Source organism: Rhizobacter sp. Root1238, assembly GCF_001425825.1.
Lineage (GTDB): Bacteria > Pseudomonadota > Gammaproteobacteria > Burkholderiales > Burkholderiaceae_C > Rhizobacter.
Genome location: NZ_LMDM01000024.1, coordinates 40,894 through 56,508 on the forward strand (window position 1 = coordinate 40,894; position 15,615 = coordinate 56,508).

Below are 15,615 nucleotides of genomic sequence, written 5' to 3' on the forward strand. Positions count from 1 at the left end.
GCGCTCAGCCCAGCGCGCGCAACTCGGCCATGACCGGGCCGAGCAGCCGCTCGACCTGGCGCAGCAGCGGCTCGACACCGGCGTCGTCGATCTCGTCGATGCAGGCACGCTCGAGTTCCGCCGCCGCGTGGTGCACGCCGCGCACGGCCAGCGTGCCGGCGACGTTCTTCAGGTCGTGCGCCATGCGCATCGCGGTGGCCATCTCGCCAGCCGCGCGGGCGGCCCGGAAGCGTGGCACGAAGTCGGTCTCGCGGTCGCGGAACATGCGCATCAGGCGCCGGTACAGGTCTTCGTCGCCCATGGTCGCGGCGATGCCGGCCGCGCGATCGATCGCCGGCGCGTCGTCCCGCACCGCCGCGGCGGGATGGATCCAGCGGGCGAGGGTGGCAAACAACTGGTCGACGTTGATCGGCTTCGCGACATGGTCGTTCATGCCGGCGGCCAGCACCTTGTCGCGGTCGCCGACCAGCGCATTGGCCGTCATCGCGATCACCGGCAGCTCGCGCCATTGCGGCTGCTGGCGCAGCGCGCGCGTGGCCTCGTAGCCGTCCATCACCGGCATCTGGCAGTCCATCAGCACACCGTCGACCTGCCGGTCCGCCAGCACCTGCAGCGCCTCCCGGCCGTCGCAGGCCACGCTGACGGCGATGTCGGCGCGGCCCAGGATGCTCAGCGCGATCTCGCGGTTGATCGGGTTGTCTTCCACCAGCAGGATGCGCGCGCCGCGCAGCTGCGCCTGGTGCGCATGCAGGGCCTCCTGGCGCAGTGCCACGCGCGGTGCGCGGGGCAGCGCCAGCCCCAGCGCCTCGCCGCAGGCGTCGAACAGCGTCGACGGCGAGACCGGCTTGGTCAGCAGCGCGCCGACGCTGACCTGCTTCTGCGCGAGTTGCCGTTGCGCTTCGTCGCGGCTGAAGGCCGTCACCATCAGCACGGTCGGCGCCGCGTGGCGACGGTCTTCCTGCTGGCTCAGCAGGCGTGCGCATTCGACGCCGTCGAGCCCGGGCATCTTCCAGTCGAGCAGCACCAGGTCGTACGGCTTGCCGTCGGCGTCCGCCTGCCGCGCCATGCGCAACGCGGCGTGGCCCTCGGCAGCACTGTCGATGTCGAGGCCGAGCGCGCTGCACATGCCGGCCAGCAGCTCGCGCGCGCAGGCGTTGTCGTCGACCACCAGCGCACGCCGGCCGCGCAGCGCCGCTTCGTGCGACGCCGGCGGCTCGTCCGGCTCCGGCTGCAGCGCGAAGCGCAGCGTGAAGCGAAAACTGCTGCCCTGCTGCGGCGTGCTCCTGACGTCGATCTCGCCACCCATCAGCTCCACCAGGCGCCGGCTGATCGACAGGCCCAGGCCGGTGCCGCCGTAGCGCCGGCTGGTCGATGCGTCGCCTTGCGTGAACGGCTGGAACAGGCGCTGCTGCTGGTCGGGCGTCATGCCGATGCCGGTGTCACGCACCTCGAAGCGCAGGTCGATGGTCCCGGCATCGCGTTCGGCCACGACGATGGCGATGACCACCTCGCCGCGTTCGGTGAACTTGACGGCGTTGTAGCCCAGGTTCAGCAGCACCTGGCGCAGCCGCGAGGGGTCGCCCACCAGCGCACGCGGCAGCTTCGGCGGCAGCGCGATCAGCAGCTCCAGCCCTTTCTCTTCGGCGTTCATGCCGACCAGGTGGCCCAGGCCCTCGAGCACGTCGCCGAGGTCGAAGGGAATCGACTCGATGTCGAGCTTGCCGGCCTCGATCTTCGAGAAATCGAGGATGTCGTTGATGATCCCGAGCAGCGATTCCGCGGCCCCGTGGATCTTCTGCACCTGGTTGAGCTGTTGCGGGTCGAGCCCGCTCTGCAGGGCCAGGTACGACATGCCGAGGATCGCGTTCATCGGCGTGCGGATCTCGTGGCTCATGTTGGCCAGGAAATCGCTCTTGGCCTGGTTGGCCGCTTCGGCGGCGCGGCGCGCCACGCGGTCGGCCTCGGCCTGCTGCCGCGCGGTGATGTCGCGCGCGATGCCGACCGTGCCGATCACGCGGCCGTCGCGGTCGCGCAAGGCCGTCTTGAGGGTCTCGACCCGCGCGCTGCTGCCGTCGGCGCCGACGTGCTGCTCCTCGATGCGCTTGCTGGTGGTCGACGCCATCACCTCGGCATCGTCGAGCCGGTACGCGCGGCTGAGCTCGGGCGGATGGAGGTCCAGATCGGTCTTGCCGATCAACTGGGACGGGTGCTCGAAACCGAGCGTGGTGGCGAGCGCGCGGTTCACGGCCATGTAGCGCCCGTCGGCATCCTTCACCCACGCGAGGTCCGGAATGTTGTCGAGCAGGATCGCCATGCGGGCGTTCGCGTTGCCGAGTTCCGCGGCATGCTGGGCCAGCCGCTCGCGCATCGCGTTCAGCGCGTCGACCAGCTGGTCGAGTTCATCGCCGCGGACCTGCTTCCGGCGCAGCTGCAGCGGTGGCGCCGGCGCCTGCGGCGTGACGCGGCCGATCGACGCGACGACGTCCAGCAGGTGGCGGGTCGCGAGCCGGTGCACGACGAACAGGATGAACAGCGCGACCAGGAAGGTCTTGGCGGCGTTGCTGAGCAGGATCACGACGGCCTGCGCCGCCAAGTCGCGGTAGATGTCGGTCAGCGTGGCCTCGATGTGCAGCACGCCGATGACCTGCGGATGCGCGCCGCAGCAGGCGAGCGGGAACTCCTTCACCACCGACCGGCTGGTTTGCCGCTCGCCGCGCAGCACCGTCAGCGCATGCGAGGACGATGCCGTTTCGCGCACCTCGGCGGCGCGGATCGACGGCAGGCGCACGATGCCTTCGAGCTGCTCCTCGAGCTGCTTGGAGTCGAGCGCCCACAGGCTTTCGCTGAGGCTGCGCGAGCTGGCCTGGTCGATCTCGCCGAAGCGGCTTTCGAGGCGGGCGCGCTCGCTGCGGTAGCTCAGCGTCAGCTGCAGGATGGTCAGCACCAGCGTGACGACGGTGCTGAACAGCAGCACGCGGATCAGCAGCGCGATCGCGATGCCGCCACCCGGGATCCGGGACACCGAAGCCAGCCAGCCGCGCCGCGGGGGCGCGGAATCCGATGCAGGTTCTTGGAGGATCATCGGTGAACTCGCTCGGACCGCCGGTTCCGGCGGGTCCCGGCTTGCGGCCAGCATAGCCGCGCACGGGATCGACGACCCCGGGGTTCTCCCCAGGGCCATCGCGTCGCCGGCTGCGTCAGGCGGACCTGAGCTCGGTCTTGCGCTCGATGATCCGCGACACCAGCCCATACTCGACCGCTTCCTCGGCCGACATCCAGCGGTCGCGCTCGATGTCGGCCAGCACCGCTTCGAGCGACTTGCCGGTCTCGCGCGCGATCGTGCGGGCGATGCGCTCGCGGGCCTTGATGATCTCGACGGCCTGGATCGCGATGTCGGTGGCCGGCCCGCCGGCGCCGCCGCTGGGCTGGTGGATCAGGAAGCGCGTGTTGGGCAGGCAGTAGCGCCGCTCGCGCGGCACGGCCAGGTAGAGGTGGGTGGCGGCACTGCCGACCCAGCCGGTGCCGATCATGTTCACCGGCGCGGCGATGAAGCGCAGGATGTCGTGGATGGCATCGCCCGATTCCAGGTGGCCGCCGGGCGAGCTCACCAGCACGTCGATCGGGTCGGCGCTGTCGGCGTCGAGAGCGATGAGCCGGCGCGTCACGTCGGCGGCGGTCACGTCGGTGACGGTGCCGAAGATCAGCAGGGTGCGTGCCTTGAAGGCCTTTTCCTCCAGGTAGGAGGTGCGCGGCTCGGTGGCGCTGGAGGGCGTGGCGGGGTCGGGGGTTTCCATCGAGGGGTCCTGGTGGTTGAACTGTCTTGACGAACGAGGCGCGGCTGTCGTGACACCGGCCGGCGGCCGGGCTGTGGCAAGCTGCGCAGATGCATGATGAACGCCAGCTGGCCCTGATCGACGCCGACCGCCGCCGGCTGGTGCGTGCGGCCACCCGCCTGCTGGGACCGGCGGAGGCCGAGGACGCCGTGCAGGACGCCTGCGTCCGCGCGCTCGAGGCCGATGCGCTCGCACTGAACGCTGCCCAGGCCTGGCTGCACACCGTGGTGCGCCACCTGGCCATCGACCGCCTGAGGCGACGAGACTGGATGCAGCACTGGCTGGCGGAGAGGGCTGCCGACGACGAGACCGCAGGCGCATCGCCGTCGGCCGAGACGGAGGCGGCGCTCTCGCAAGAGGCCGCGCACGCGTTGCGACTGCTGGCCGCCGAGCTGACGCCTGCGGACGGTGCCGCCGTGCTGCTGCACGAGGTGTTCGAGGTCGGTCATGCCGAGATCGCGCGGGCCGGCGGCAGGTCCGAGGTGGGCAGCCGGCAGCAGTTGCGGCGGGCGCTGCTGCGGTTGCAGGAGGCGGCTGCTGCAGCGAAGCGCCGCGCCGCGCCGGAGCTCGATTCGAGCGAAGAGGCGGTCTTCCGCCTGTACCTGCAGTCGCTGCAGTTGCGCGATCCGCAGGCGCTGTGGGCGATCCTGCGCCAGCCGCCCGTCCGTGCGTCGACGGGGATGTCGGCCGTCGCGGCCAATGCCGCACCGGCACCGGCTGCGACCACCGCCAGCGGCGTGGTGCAGGTGGGTGGGCAACTGGGGCTGTTGCTCACGCTGGACGGCGTCACGCTGTGCGTGTTGCCGCTGGGCGTGCAACCCGAGCGCGACCTGCAGACCGCAGGGCCGTGACGGCAGGTCGTGTCGATCCGGGTCGGTGTGGTTCGTCGTGTCGATGGCAGCACACACTCGAAAGGACACACTCATGCCCAAGATCATCGTGAATGCATTTCTGACCCTGGACGGCGTCATGCAGGCTCCCGGCGGCCCCGACGAGGACCGCGAGGGGGGCTTCGAGCATGGCGGCTGGCAGGGCCCGTACACCGACGACGTCATGGGGCGGCTGATCACCGAGGGGTTCTCGGACGCCGACGGTTTCCTGCTCGGTCGCAAGACCTACGACATCTTCTCCAACTACTGGCCCAGGATCACCGACCCGGGCAACCCGATCGCGGCCGCGCTCAATTCGCGGCCGAAGCACGTGGTGTCGCGCAGCCTCGATCGTGTCGGCTGGAACAACGCCCGCCTGGTCCGGGGCGACGTGGTCGCCGAGCTGCGCAAGCTTCGCGAGCAGCCCGGGCAGACCTTGCAGACCTGGGGCAGCACCGACCTGATGCAGACGCTGCTGAAGAACGACCTGATCGACGAGTACCGGCTGTTCATCTTCCCGTTGGTGCTGGGCTCGGGCAAACGGCTCTTCGGCAGCGGCACGGTGCCGGCGGCGTTCAGGCAGGTCGAGTCGGCGACCAGCAGCAAGGGAGCGACCTACCACCGGCTCGAGCGCAGCGGGAAGCCGACCTACGGGCAGATCGGAGCCTGAGGTCGGCGACGTGATCGCGCCCCCGACCGATGACGGCGAGGGCCACTACGACGTGAAGGCCGCTCAAGGCCGCCAGGCGCTGTCGACATCGGTCGCCGGCGCGCAAGGGCGAACGAGCGCCTCTTGTCCGGCAGCGTGCACCTGCTCGAACAGGCGCTGCTTCAACGCGCTTCGACGGCGGTGCTGCGCCCTGTGCTTTGACGCGACCTCGTGTTCGGGCCTGATCTGCGGGACGGCCGGCAGTCGCCAGCATCGCTCGCTGAGGCGGCTCGCGCCGGCATCGCGCCAGACCTCGTCGTAGTCGAGCTGGATCTTGCATGCCCGACCGTAGCGGGCCGTCACGTGCCCCTTGCTCGATACCGTCATCGGGGCCGGCAGCCCCCATCCGGCGCACAGGCCTTGCAGAGCGCAGATCAGCAGCGCGCCGGGCCTGAGCTTCTGCATCGCCGCACCGATCTCGCGCACCTCGTGCTCGGTTCCTCGAACCCCCTGGAAGCCGCCGACGAGCACGGCGCTCTGCCCGGGTCGCAGGCCCTCTTCGACGAACCCGCTGACGATGCTGAAATTCGCGGACATGACGCGACGTCCGGTGAACATCAGGTCGAGGCTGAGTTCGCCTTCCCGGCTCTGCGAAGCGGAGTGACGCAGCACCAGGCTGACGCCGGGAAACTCGGGCTCGGGGAGCGGCAGCAGGATCGGGGCGCCGCGTAAAAACTCCGGCGGCAGATGGTTGTGCAGCCAGTTGAAGTGCCACACCACGCAATCGACTCGCCTGCGCACGGGCAGGTTGGCGCAGAGGTAGGGCCGCAGGGGCCTCAGGTGGAGCTCGATGGGGTACTGCTGGGCGGTCTCGGCCGACAGCGCATGGAAGTAGCGGATGCAGCTGTCGACACTGGACCGGCGCAGGGCGAGCCTGGCATAGAACTTCAGTGCCCTCCGGACGGTGGCCCAGCGCCCGCCGGCACCATCGTCGATTCGCGAGAACAGCGAACCCCCTCTCCACGTCGCAGGCGCGGCGTTCGCGAACATCTTCAGGTCTCCTCAGGCCTTGCCGTCGCATCGCGATCGGATTTTGTTCACAAAACTTTACCATGCGGCAAACTTCGTTCGCAATCTATCCTACGAACGAATCAGCGGTGGCGCGTGGTTCAAGTCACGCAGGACGGGAGCGCCTTGCCAGTGCCTTCAGTTCGACGCGACGCCCGTGCGCTTCTCAACTTCAATGGCTGGTTCGAAGCCTGGCCAACCGGGACGAGTGGTCGCCGGGTGGCTTGCGGGCCAGGCTCAGACTTCATGCCAACCGGTTTCAGCCTGGCGCTGATGGCGCCGCGGTGCGGGGGCTTCTAGATTCGCCTGCACCGTCAGCCCGCGACAAGCCCATGAAACACCCTGTGGATCCCGCCCCTGACCGCGTCCACCGGCGGCTCGACGTTCAGCGACGAACAGGCGCCGAGGCGCCGCAGTCGACGCTGAATCACAGCCCGCGGATGGTTGCCCAGCGCGAACAGATCGAATCCGCATTCGGCGCAACGGCGCAACGCGCGGAGGTCGTGCAGATGGTCCGGGAGCGCAACGTTCGGAATGTTCGCTTCGACGGCAGTGCCGACGCGCTTCGGGCGCTCATTCTGCGATGGGGGTGTCCGGCGGCCTATACCGTCACGGTGAGCCCGACGGATTTCGTCGGCGGGAACTACGACGTCAAGTTCACCCATCCCGATACTGCAATTTCCATCGTGACGGCACGGGGCTGGGTTGCCGCTGCATTGGCACGAGCAGAGCCAGATTCATCGGATGCCGAGCCGAGCTCGGAGTCCGACTGACCGGACTGGGCACCCAGTCCGTGGGGGACGCCAATGGCCTTGGCATTGGACTGCGCACTGGTCCGCCGACAGGAATCGCAGGTTGAGCGCTGAGCCGCGTGGATATTCGTGGTTTCTGCTTTCGGGTGTTTCGGTTACCCCCAAAGCTACCCCAGTGCAAGTCCATCACCTGATGGGCGTGAGATCGGCCGCCGGCCGAGCGCCCTCGATGAAGGGCTCGTGCCATGCGTTCGATTCGGATTTCTCTTCTGGCGGTCGCCGTTGGTCTATCTGCTCAGTGCAGCAGACGTTTGTCAGGGCTTTCCAACCGCTCATCCACCCGTTGAGCCATCTGACCAATCGGGCACACCTTGACCCGGCAGTGCAACAGTCCAGTGCCGCGCTGTTGCGTGGACGCCTAGCCGCGCAGGGCTGCGCGTCAATCGAGGGAAAACACCTGTCCGATCCGGCCATGCTCGCCGCTCCTCTGCTCAGGAACTCACCATGACCCTTCAAGACCTCGAACGTGCCGCCGCTTGGCTCAAGAGGCTCCACGAGCTTGGCGAGCATCTGCAGGTGGAAGGCACCGATCACTCGCCGAAGGCGATCGTCGTGCGACAGCTGCGCCCCGTGGCGCGCGAACACTTGGTCGCGGTGCTGGCGTGGTCGCGCCGCCCCGCCGAGATCCAGGCTTTGCCACCCGTGATCTCTGAGGCGCTGCGTTCGGAGGCCGAGATGCTGACGCTGTGGGAAGAGAGGGAGGCCGTCGCCAGGTACATGGCGGCCATCAACGACGTGCACGAGATCCTGGAGGCACTGCGCACGCGCTGACGCGCTGCTCGCCGAGGGGCGCCCGGTACTGCATTGGCAGTTCAAGCAGGCTTGCCGGGTCTCAACCGTGACGCTCGACCCAGCGCTCGCCCTCCGCGTATGCAGCATCCGCTGCTTCACGAGCCGTCTCGAACGTCGGCGCGTTTGGCGTCACGCGAATGTTCATCGGCGCCGCACCGTCGGCCCGCTCGATCACCACCTTCACGGCGAAGCGGCCGTCAGGTGTCCTGTCCGGCTCACAGTGATGCGTGTATCGCGGATCGATACCGGACACCTTCACGAAGGATTCGGGCATGTTGCTGCTCCCCCTGCATGAGCCCACTTGCCGGCGCGACCCGCTCACGGCTGCGTCTTCGAAGCCGCTTCGACGAATTGCACGGCAATACCGTACCCCTCATCGAACGCCTGCCGTTCATCGCGGCGTCGACGTTGCTCGTATCGACTTTCGTTAGGACATTCCCGAGATGAACATAGGCATGCACACGGTAGCCATCGCTCGCGACGTCCCAGCCTGCAACGAGGTCGATGCCGACTCCTCGATAGGCGGCGTTGGCTTCGCCGGTTGGCCGGACTGAAACTTCTGCCAGGGCATCGAGCCTCCCGGTGACTGAACCTCCGATTCTCTACACGGCTACATCGTGCGCGAGATCAACGAGGGCCGCAAGGGCTGCTCGGCAACCCCAGGCCGCCGACATGCGTCGCTCAGCGGCTGGACCAGTAGAAGATCACCAGTCGCGTTAGGTTGGTGATGGGCTTGGTCCCATCCCTCACGACCATGTGCCCGGCTTCCGCAGGAAGAACCTTGATCGAGATGACATCTTCCTCGGCAATGCCGAACTCGTCTGCCTGATCGTTGAACCCGACCAGCAGTTCGTCGACGGATACTCCGTGGACGTCGAAGCACTTCAAGTTTCGCATGCGAGCCCCTCTGCTTGAAGGAACGATCCTGTTCCAGGGCACTATGGTGCGCGCGACGCCGCCGTGCTGCAACACCGCGCGCCGCCCATTCAGTTAGATCTGCCGGCTTGCGCAGCCACATGGTCCGCGGAGGCGCCTGCGCGTAGTCGAAGCTGCAAAATCACTCAGGCATGGATGCCGAAGCTCATCAGTCGTCGCCTAACTGCTCAGGCAAGCACAGCGGTGCTCGTGTCGTCGTTGTTGTCGACAATGCCCTGAAGCACGCCCTCAACTGCCTCCAGCAAACAGCCGACATCGTTGAGGAGGTCGTCGTTCGAATTCGCTGGATCGATCCGGTATCGCCCGTTCAACTGGTAGAGGTGCGGGAACGACGAATCGTCACGTTCTGTAGACTTGATGGTTGCCATGATTCACCTGTTGTGAGGTGGGTTGCGGTAGGGCTCGCCAGGTATTCCACCACCGGGCGGGCCCGCTTTGCCTCGGGACCGCCGAGGCGCCGGCGCCTGAAGGGTCAGGCGGCCTTGAATGCGATCACGTCCGCGCCCTCGCGCAGCTTGTCGAGGTGGTCGGCATACCACTGCATCAACTTCGCGCGCTCGGCCAAGTGCTGCGCGCGGTTGTACGCGGCGCGCACCTCGTCGCGCTCCTCGTGGGCCAGCTGCTTCTCGATGATGTCGCCGCTCCAGCCGGCCTCGTTCGCGCAGGTGGAGAACAGCGTGCGCATGCCGTGCGCGGTGGCGAGCCCCTTGTAGCCCATGCGGGCGAGCGCGCTGTTGAAGGTGTTCTCGCTGAGCGGCTTCTCGGGGTAGAAGGGCGACGGGAAGACGAGGTCGCGGTGGCCGGTCAGCTCCCGCATCGACTCGACCAACGCGACGGCCTGCGTCGACAGCGGCACCACGTGCGCTGTCTGCATCTTCATGCGCTCGGCCGGAATGCGCCACAGCGCGCGCTTCAGGTCGAACTCGGCCCATCGCGCGCCGCGCAGCTCGCCCGGCCGCACAGCGGTCAGCATCAGCAGCGCGAGCGCGGCCTTCGTGTTCTGGTCGCCTTCGTATGCGTCGAGCTTGCGAAGGAACGCCGGCGCGTCTTGCTCTGAGAGCGCCGCGCGGTGGCGGGTCTTCCGCGGCTTCAGCACCTCGGATGGCTTCAGCGAGTAGGTGGGGTCGACCTCCAGCAGTTCGTGCGCGATCGCGTGCCGGAAAATGGCGCGCAGTCGCTGGAAGACGCGGCCCGCGGTTTCCGACGCGCCGGAAGCCTCGACGGCCTTCACGATGCGGCGGATGTCGCCCGGCTTTATCTCCGTGATCGGCAGCTTGCCCAGTTCGGGGAAGACGTGGTTCTCGAGCGATGCCGTGATGGCGTCGAGCGTGCCTTCGGTCCACGCGCCGGCGCGCTCCTTCAGCCAGGCACGCGACACCGCCTCCATGTGGTTCAAGGCGGCGACCGCGCGCGCGACCTTTTCGTCCTTGCGCGCCTGGCTGGGATCGGTGCCGGCCGCGAGTAGCGCGCGCGCCTCGTCGCGGGCGTCGCGCGCCTTCGCGAGGCTGCGCTCGGGGTAGGTGCCCAGTGAGAGCAGCTTCTCCTTCCCGTCGAAGCGGTACTTCAGCCGCCACCACTTCGACGAGGTGCCCGTCGACGTCGCGCGCACCTCGAGGTAGAGGCCGCGCTCGTCATAGAGCTTCAGCGGCTTCTCGCCGGCCTTGACCTTCTTGATCTGGGTGTCGTTGAGGGGCATCGGGGTAACTTTCCGGGGGTAGCGAACTGCTACCCCTGAAGTTACCCCCGTTTGTGCTCAGATTCAACTGGAGTCGCTTGGACTTCCTGAGACTTCCGATCCCTCGGAAGTGTTGATTTCCCTGGGGAAACGGGACTACACTGGATTTTATTGGACCGTGCACTGGTCCCGCCGACAGGAATCGAACCTGTATTTGCCGCTTAGGAGGCGGCCGTTCTATCCATTGAACTACGGCGAGTGGGGGTGGATTCTAGCGTTGATTTTTCGCCTCTCTCCTATGAGAGAGTCATCGCATATCATCGGCTTCAACAACCTCAGTGATACGCGGTGATACGCCGTATCACTCGCTCAAGTCTCGATGGCAAGCATCATCAAAGTGGGTGAGGGATGGCGCGCGTTGATTCGCCGCAAAGGTCATCCATCGTACTGCAAGACCTTCAAAACGAAGGCCCAGGCAGATGTCTGGGCACGCCAGGTCGAGGGCGACATTGATCGTGGCAAGGCTCCCTCTGCCACGTCTGTCATGGGCCGCACCTTGCTGCTGCGTGACGTGATCTCTGCTTATCGAGATCTGCGTGATCGGTCGAGACCCATTCCAGACACGAGCAACGAGCACTACATGCTGAAGTACCTGGTCGAAGGGCTGGGCGAGCTCGACGCCATGGTGATGACGCCGAAGGATCTGGTGGGGTACTGCCAGATGCGCCGGGACGAAGGTGCGGGACCGTACACGTGCAACATGGAGATCAGCAAGCTCGGCACCGCGATGAGGTACGCCGGCGTGGGGCTCAAGGTTGTGTTGCCCGATGTGGCTGCTGCCGCGCGTCCGCTGCTGAAGCACCTCGCGCTGATCGGTGGCGGTGGCAAGCGCGAGCGGCGGCCGACCGAAGACGAGCTGGTGCAGATCATCGCGCACCTGACCGAGGTGCGTGGCCAGCTGTTCGCCGATGTGGTTCGATTCGCGGTGGCGACGGCCATGCGACGCGGTGAGATCGCGCGCCTGCAGTGGGACGACGTGGATCGGAAGCGACGGCTTGTGCTGGTGCGGGATCGCAAGGATCCTCGGAAGAAGGAAGGCAATGACCAGTGGGTTCCTCTGCTGGGAGATGCCTGGACAATCCTGAATGGACAGCCGCAGGTTGCGGGCGAGTCGCGGATCTTCCCGATCGGCGAGTCAACCGTCAGCAAGTACTTCACCGAGGCATGCCGGACGTTGTGCATTCCGGACCTGCACTTCCACGACCTGAGGCATGAGGGAACGAGCCGACTGTTCGAGGAAGGCTTCGAGATCCAGCAGGTTGCGCTCGTGACCGGCCACAAGGATTGGCGGCACCTTCGGCGCTACACCAATCTGCGCCCTGAGGACTTGCACGCCGCGGTCATCGACTCCACGCGGTCGCGGTAGCAATCGACCGGGTCAGGTGTAGCGTAGATCCAGTCTGCGGGACCTTCGACGGCGCCGACCGCTTCGGGCTGGTTGCGGTCGGTCAGGGACGGCGGCCGAACGACAGCCCGGACTGAAAGGAGACCTTCGTCGCGAACCGCGCTGGATCTGCTCAGTCACGGCCGAGCGGACAGCGCCGCTACACCAGTGCTGACCTGGTCGAATGGCTGCTGTCGCGAGCAGCCAAGCGGAGCTATCGACCCTCAACGGACATTCGCGTCGTCAAACTTGGCGCCCGCAAGCAGACATTCGCTTCCCCAGCGTGGAGGTATCCTTCGACGCACCAGAGCTGCTACTCCTTGCCTTCTGAACGAGCATGATCGCGTATCACCCTCCCAAATCTGTTTCTCATGGTCATGGGCCAAGGGCAAGAATTCCTCGAAGGGCTTGGGAATCAGTTCAGTCCTTCCTTGATGAGCAGACGATTTCGGAGCTTGGGTCGCCGCTCAGACTGACGCTCTGGGGACCGAGCCAGTGGACCGATGCGGCGGTAGTAGAGGCGACCCGAACCCAAGCTGTCGAGGCCTTTGGGCCAGTGACAAGCATCTCTGGTGGGTTTCATAACTGGGAACTGCAGACAGATCGATTGGCGGATGCGGTTGAGTTCGCCCTTGCGGATGAGCAGCGGCCCAAGCAATCGCTTGGACCGGTCAGCCTATACGTGTCGTATTCGTTTGAGTGGAAATCGATGCCAAATCCCACGCACTGTGGGTCCAGAACCCACTTCGGACGCGGAAGCAGTCTTGGGGTGTCGATTGGCGGTCGCAAGGTGTTTCTTCAACCGACCTTCTTGTTCGGCGCATCAGATACCGATCCGGCTTTTGTCTCGCGACTTCGAATCTTGGAGGCCAAGATGCCGTTCGTTCCGAAGCCCACTCACTACTACCGAGTAGAAGCAAAGAAGACTGGACCTGGCGAAAGGATGGTCAAACTGAAGAGCGGCTGGCTGAACGCCAGCTAGATTGCCGGACGACGCGATCGTGGTCTTGCAAACCATGGTGTTCTCACATTGTCCAAAAGAGATGGCCAAGAGCCGGCAGTCGCGAGCGACCGGTTGTGGACGGCTGCAGTCTCTCAATGTTTGAGCTCGGCGGGCGGAGATGTCTTCCGGTGGAGCGCATCGGCCCAGCGCCATGCGTATGTGATCGGAAGCTTGCTGCGGTCAGCAATCTCCTCGATCAGATGCCGCTTCCCCTCGATGCTCCATTCGGACCAGTTGTCCCATTCGCACTTCAGAGTGGCGAAGCCCTTGCGCAAGCACAAGCAGTCGTAGTCGACGCCGGCGTCGAATCCCGCGTACCTCGAGCGAACTTTCCATCCGCTAGAGACCAACTGCTTGAACACAGGCTCAAACGTCTCGGCGGATACCTCCTGAATCGTCGCTAAGTTCAGAATGCGAAATCGCAAATTCGCTAGGGAGCGAAGAGCTCGTGCTGCGGAGAACATGCGGTAGCCTATCCGAAAGCTGCCGCTCACGGCCGACCGGTTCTGGCCGACTGTGCCCTTTCGACGGTCGCCCTGCAAGCGGTCGCACAGCGGAGCCGGCATGGCCAGCGACCGGCGGCTCGCTGGAGATGCGCCGAACATACACTGTCGGCCAGGTCCAGTCATTCGTCAGTGTCGGGTTTCGGGCAGCTCAAGCACGACAGAATGTCAGCATGAACTGCAGCCTCGAACTTCACGATTCCAGGGTGTCTTCCGTCCTGTCGACGGGCGGCGTTGTGACCATCAACTTCGAGGCTGCATATCTCCATCGTTCTGATGGAGTGCCTGGCAGCGACGAGGGGACGGGGTGGGTCCAACCGGGCTACCTCGAGTTCGCATCTGCGCGCCTGACCGGCGCGCCGGATATTGGAGAGGGCTGGATTGTTGACGGCTCGTTGAGGGTCGACGGCGCATGCGAACTTCGTCTGATACCCGTTCCTTTCAATGCTTCCAGCACCGTTGAAGCCCGCTTCAAGTTCAACAACGGCTGCATCGTCCGGGTGCTGGCCGAAGGTGCGCGGCTGACGATGACGGGTGAAGCTGCCTTCGTCGAAGCGTTTCCAGGTGCGTAGCCTAGCGGACGGCGCGCACGTTTCTACGGCACTTGTCGGCCACTTGCTGCCGGCAGAGAACGGCAGCTTTCGGCTGGTCTACTCGCTGAATTCGGAACTCCGAAGAGCGTTGGACGGCGTTCAACGACGAATTGCGCGCGCATTGGCAGGCGAGTGAAAACTGAACTCACGGGTCGAAAACGGGTGGTAGTCTCCATGACCATCGGAGCCCACCATGAACTTCCCCCGCACTGCCGGCGTGCACTCGATGAGCACGACGAAGCGGAGCATCTTCATGCTCATCCGCGACGTCATCCAGCGCAATCCGATCCTGCTTCCGGTCGCCTTCGTCGCGGCCCTGTCCATCGTGCTGATCGGCGAGAGCTCGTACTGGCAGTCGACGGGCGTGCTGGAACAGCTCAGCGCGCTGCGATCGGGCAAGACCACGCTGCAAGAGCTGCGAACGACGGCACTGGACAGCCAGTCGGACATTCATCGCACGCTGCTGCTCAATCGCCTTGGCGCGGGGGCATTGAGCGCTGCCGGGCTCGTGGTGCTGTTCCTGTACTTGCGCCAGGGCCTGACGCTCGAGCAAGAGAAGGAAGGTGTCAAAGACGAGCTTCAGCGCGTGGTGCAGATCGAGCGCGAGCGGCTGGAGGTCGAGGTGGCATCGCGCACCGCGCAGCTTGTCAAGCTGACCCATCACATCGAAACGGCGCGTGAAGAGGAACGCGCCCGGCTGGCGCGCGACCTGCATGACGAGATGGGCGCATTGCTCATCTCGGCCAAGCTCGATGCCGCTCGGATCAAGGCCCGTGTGACCGAGAGTGCGCCCGAGGTGGTGGAGCGCCTGGCGCACCTGGTCGACACGCTCAACAAGGGCATCGCGCTGAAACACAACATCATCGAGAACCTGCGTCCGTCGACCCTGGACAACCTGGGGCTGGCCGTCACGCTCGAAATCCTCTCGCGCGAGTTCGCCGAGCGCTCCGGCGTCAAGGTGAACTGTGCGCTCTCGGTGGTGCAGCTGGAGCCGGCTGCGGAACTGGTGGTCTACCGAGTCGTTCAGGAAGCCGTCACGAACATCAGCAAGTACGCCAAGGCGACGAGCCTCTGGCTCGATCTGGTGTCCAGCGATGGGGTGGCGGAGTTGACGGTGCGAGACGACGGCGTCGGCTTCGACACCAGTTCGCCGTCGACCTCGGCCTACGGCCTGCTCGGGATGAGGTTTCGTGTCGAAGCCGAGCACGGGACGCTCGTCGTCACGGCCGCACCGGGTCAGGGGACAACGATCCAGGTGCGGCTGCCGGAGCGCGTTGTCGAGGGATGATGCTTCGCCTCAAGCGCCGGCCATTGCGATGTCGTGATCGCCTACACGTCATCTAAGGAACCACTGATTTATTCGGGCAGATCTCGATGGCCGAATGAGCTGCGGACGGCGAGGATGGCGGCATGAAACAGACGAGCTTTGCGAGCCTGG

At 65.8% G+C, this 15,615-nt stretch carries 16 protein-coding genes and 1 tRNA gene; 8 read left to right on the forward strand and 9 right to left on the reverse strand.

The genetic code is table 11. The features are described from left to right. Positions 1 to 4 precede the first annotated feature (4 nt). Together ASC98_RS19440 and ASC98_RS19445 are read right to left on the reverse strand one after the other, a co-directional pair. The gene (locus ASC98_RS19440) at positions 5 to 3,022 is read right to left on the reverse strand and encodes a response regulator (protein ID WP_162249332.1); all 3,018 of its coding nucleotides are present in this window, start codon (positions 3,020 to 3,022) and stop codon (positions 5 to 7) included. 175 nt (positions 3,023 to 3,197) lie between these two features. Beyond that, positions 3,198 to 3,794 carry an ATP-dependent Clp protease proteolytic subunit gene (locus ASC98_RS19445; protein ID WP_056807131.1) on the reverse strand — a complete coding sequence of 199 codons (597 nt, stop codon included), beginning with the start codon at positions 3,792 to 3,794 and terminating at the stop codon, positions 3,198 to 3,200. Positions 3,795 to 3,883: 89 nt separating this feature from the next. Here ASC98_RS19445 and ASC98_RS19450 point away from each other — a divergent pair, with 89 nt between their 5' ends. Both ASC98_RS19450 and ASC98_RS19455 read left to right on the forward strand, forming a co-directional pair. Then, positions 3,884 to 4,684, forward strand: coding sequence for a sigma-70 family RNA polymerase sigma factor (locus ASC98_RS19450; protein ID WP_056807133.1), 801 nt, complete (start codon positions 3,884 to 3,886; stop codon positions 4,682 to 4,684). 73 nt (positions 4,685 to 4,757) lie between these two features. After that, the gene (locus ASC98_RS19455; RefSeq protein WP_056807136.1) at positions 4,758 to 5,372 is read left to right on the forward strand and encodes a dihydrofolate reductase family protein; all 615 of its coding nucleotides are present in this window, start codon (positions 4,758 to 4,760) and stop codon (positions 5,370 to 5,372) included. Positions 5,373 to 5,435: 63 nt separating this feature from the next. On the opposite strand, the gene ASC98_RS19460 is transcribed toward ASC98_RS19455, so the two are convergent. Further along, entirely contained in the window at positions 5,436 to 6,401 is a 966-nt protein-coding gene (locus ASC98_RS19460; protein WP_056807140.1) for a DUF535 family protein, read from the reverse strand. A gap of 350 nt (positions 6,402 to 6,751) precedes the next feature. Between ASC98_RS19460 and ASC98_RS19465 the strand changes: the two genes are divergently transcribed. Both ASC98_RS19465 and ASC98_RS19470 read left to right on the forward strand, forming a co-directional pair. After that, complete coding sequence (locus tag ASC98_RS19465; protein WP_157598148.1) at positions 6,752 to 7,192, forward strand: hypothetical protein; 441 nt, start codon at positions 6,752 to 6,754, stop codon at positions 7,190 to 7,192. 483 nt (positions 7,193 to 7,675) lie between these two features. Continuing rightward, positions 7,676 to 8,002: a hypothetical protein gene (locus ASC98_RS19470; protein ID WP_056807153.1), complete on the forward strand. Its 327-nt coding sequence runs from the start codon at positions 7,676 to 7,678 to the stop codon at positions 8,000 to 8,002. Positions 8,003 to 8,063: 61 nt separating this feature from the next. Here the strand turns inward: ASC98_RS19470 and ASC98_RS19475 are convergent, their stop codons facing one another. From ASC98_RS19475 to ASC98_RS19495, 5 genes are all read right to left on the reverse strand, one after another. Continuing rightward, positions 8,064 to 8,297: a hypothetical protein gene (locus tag ASC98_RS19475; protein ID WP_056807155.1), complete on the reverse strand. Its 234-nt coding sequence runs from the start codon at positions 8,295 to 8,297 to the stop codon at positions 8,064 to 8,066. A gap of 407 nt (positions 8,298 to 8,704) precedes the next feature. Beyond that, positions 8,705 to 8,920, reverse strand: a complete 216-nt coding sequence (locus ASC98_RS19480) for a hypothetical protein (RefSeq protein ID WP_056807158.1) — start codon at positions 8,918 to 8,920, stop codon at positions 8,705 to 8,707. Positions 8,921 to 9,126: 206 nt separating this feature from the next. Further along, a complete protein-coding gene (locus tag ASC98_RS19485; RefSeq protein WP_056807161.1) occupies positions 9,127 to 9,327 on the reverse strand; it encodes a hypothetical protein in 201 nt (66 codons plus the stop codon). 104 nt (positions 9,328 to 9,431) lie between these two features. Continuing rightward, on the reverse strand, positions 9,432 to 10,655 hold the full coding sequence (locus ASC98_RS19490) for a tyrosine-type recombinase/integrase (protein WP_056807164.1): 1,224 nt from the start codon (positions 10,653 to 10,655) through the stop codon (positions 9,432 to 9,434). A gap of 163 nt (positions 10,656 to 10,818) precedes the next feature. Next, a tRNA-Arg gene (locus ASC98_RS19495) sits at positions 10,819 to 10,893 on the reverse strand. A 120-nt stretch (positions 10,894 to 11,013) separates the two neighbouring features. Between ASC98_RS19495 and ASC98_RS19500 the strand changes: the two genes are divergently transcribed. Continuing rightward, complete coding sequence (locus tag ASC98_RS19500) at positions 11,014 to 12,060, forward strand: site-specific integrase (RefSeq protein ID WP_056807168.1); 1,047 nt, start codon at positions 11,014 to 11,016, stop codon at positions 12,058 to 12,060. Between the two features lie 355 nt (positions 12,061 to 12,415). Beyond that, positions 12,416 to 13,060, forward strand: a complete 645-nt coding sequence (locus ASC98_RS30620) for a hypothetical protein (protein WP_157598149.1) — start codon at positions 12,416 to 12,418, stop codon at positions 13,058 to 13,060. 113 nt (positions 13,061 to 13,173) lie between these two features. Here the strand turns inward: ASC98_RS30620 and ASC98_RS19505 are convergent, their stop codons facing one another. Continuing rightward, a complete protein-coding gene (locus ASC98_RS19505) occupies positions 13,174 to 13,647 on the reverse strand; it encodes a hypothetical protein (RefSeq protein WP_157598150.1) in 474 nt (157 codons plus the stop codon). 110 nt (positions 13,648 to 13,757) lie between these two features. On the opposite strand from ASC98_RS19505, the gene ASC98_RS19510 reads away from it, so the two are divergent. After that, on the forward strand, positions 13,758 to 14,156 hold the full coding sequence (locus ASC98_RS19510) for a hypothetical protein (RefSeq protein ID WP_157598151.1): 399 nt from the start codon (positions 13,758 to 13,760) through the stop codon (positions 14,154 to 14,156). Between the two features lie 214 nt (positions 14,157 to 14,370). Further along, complete coding sequence (locus ASC98_RS19515; RefSeq protein ID WP_056820365.1) at positions 14,371 to 15,465, forward strand: sensor histidine kinase; 1,095 nt, start codon at positions 14,371 to 14,373, stop codon at positions 15,463 to 15,465. The last annotated feature ends 150 nt before the right edge of the window (positions 15,466 to 15,615 follow it).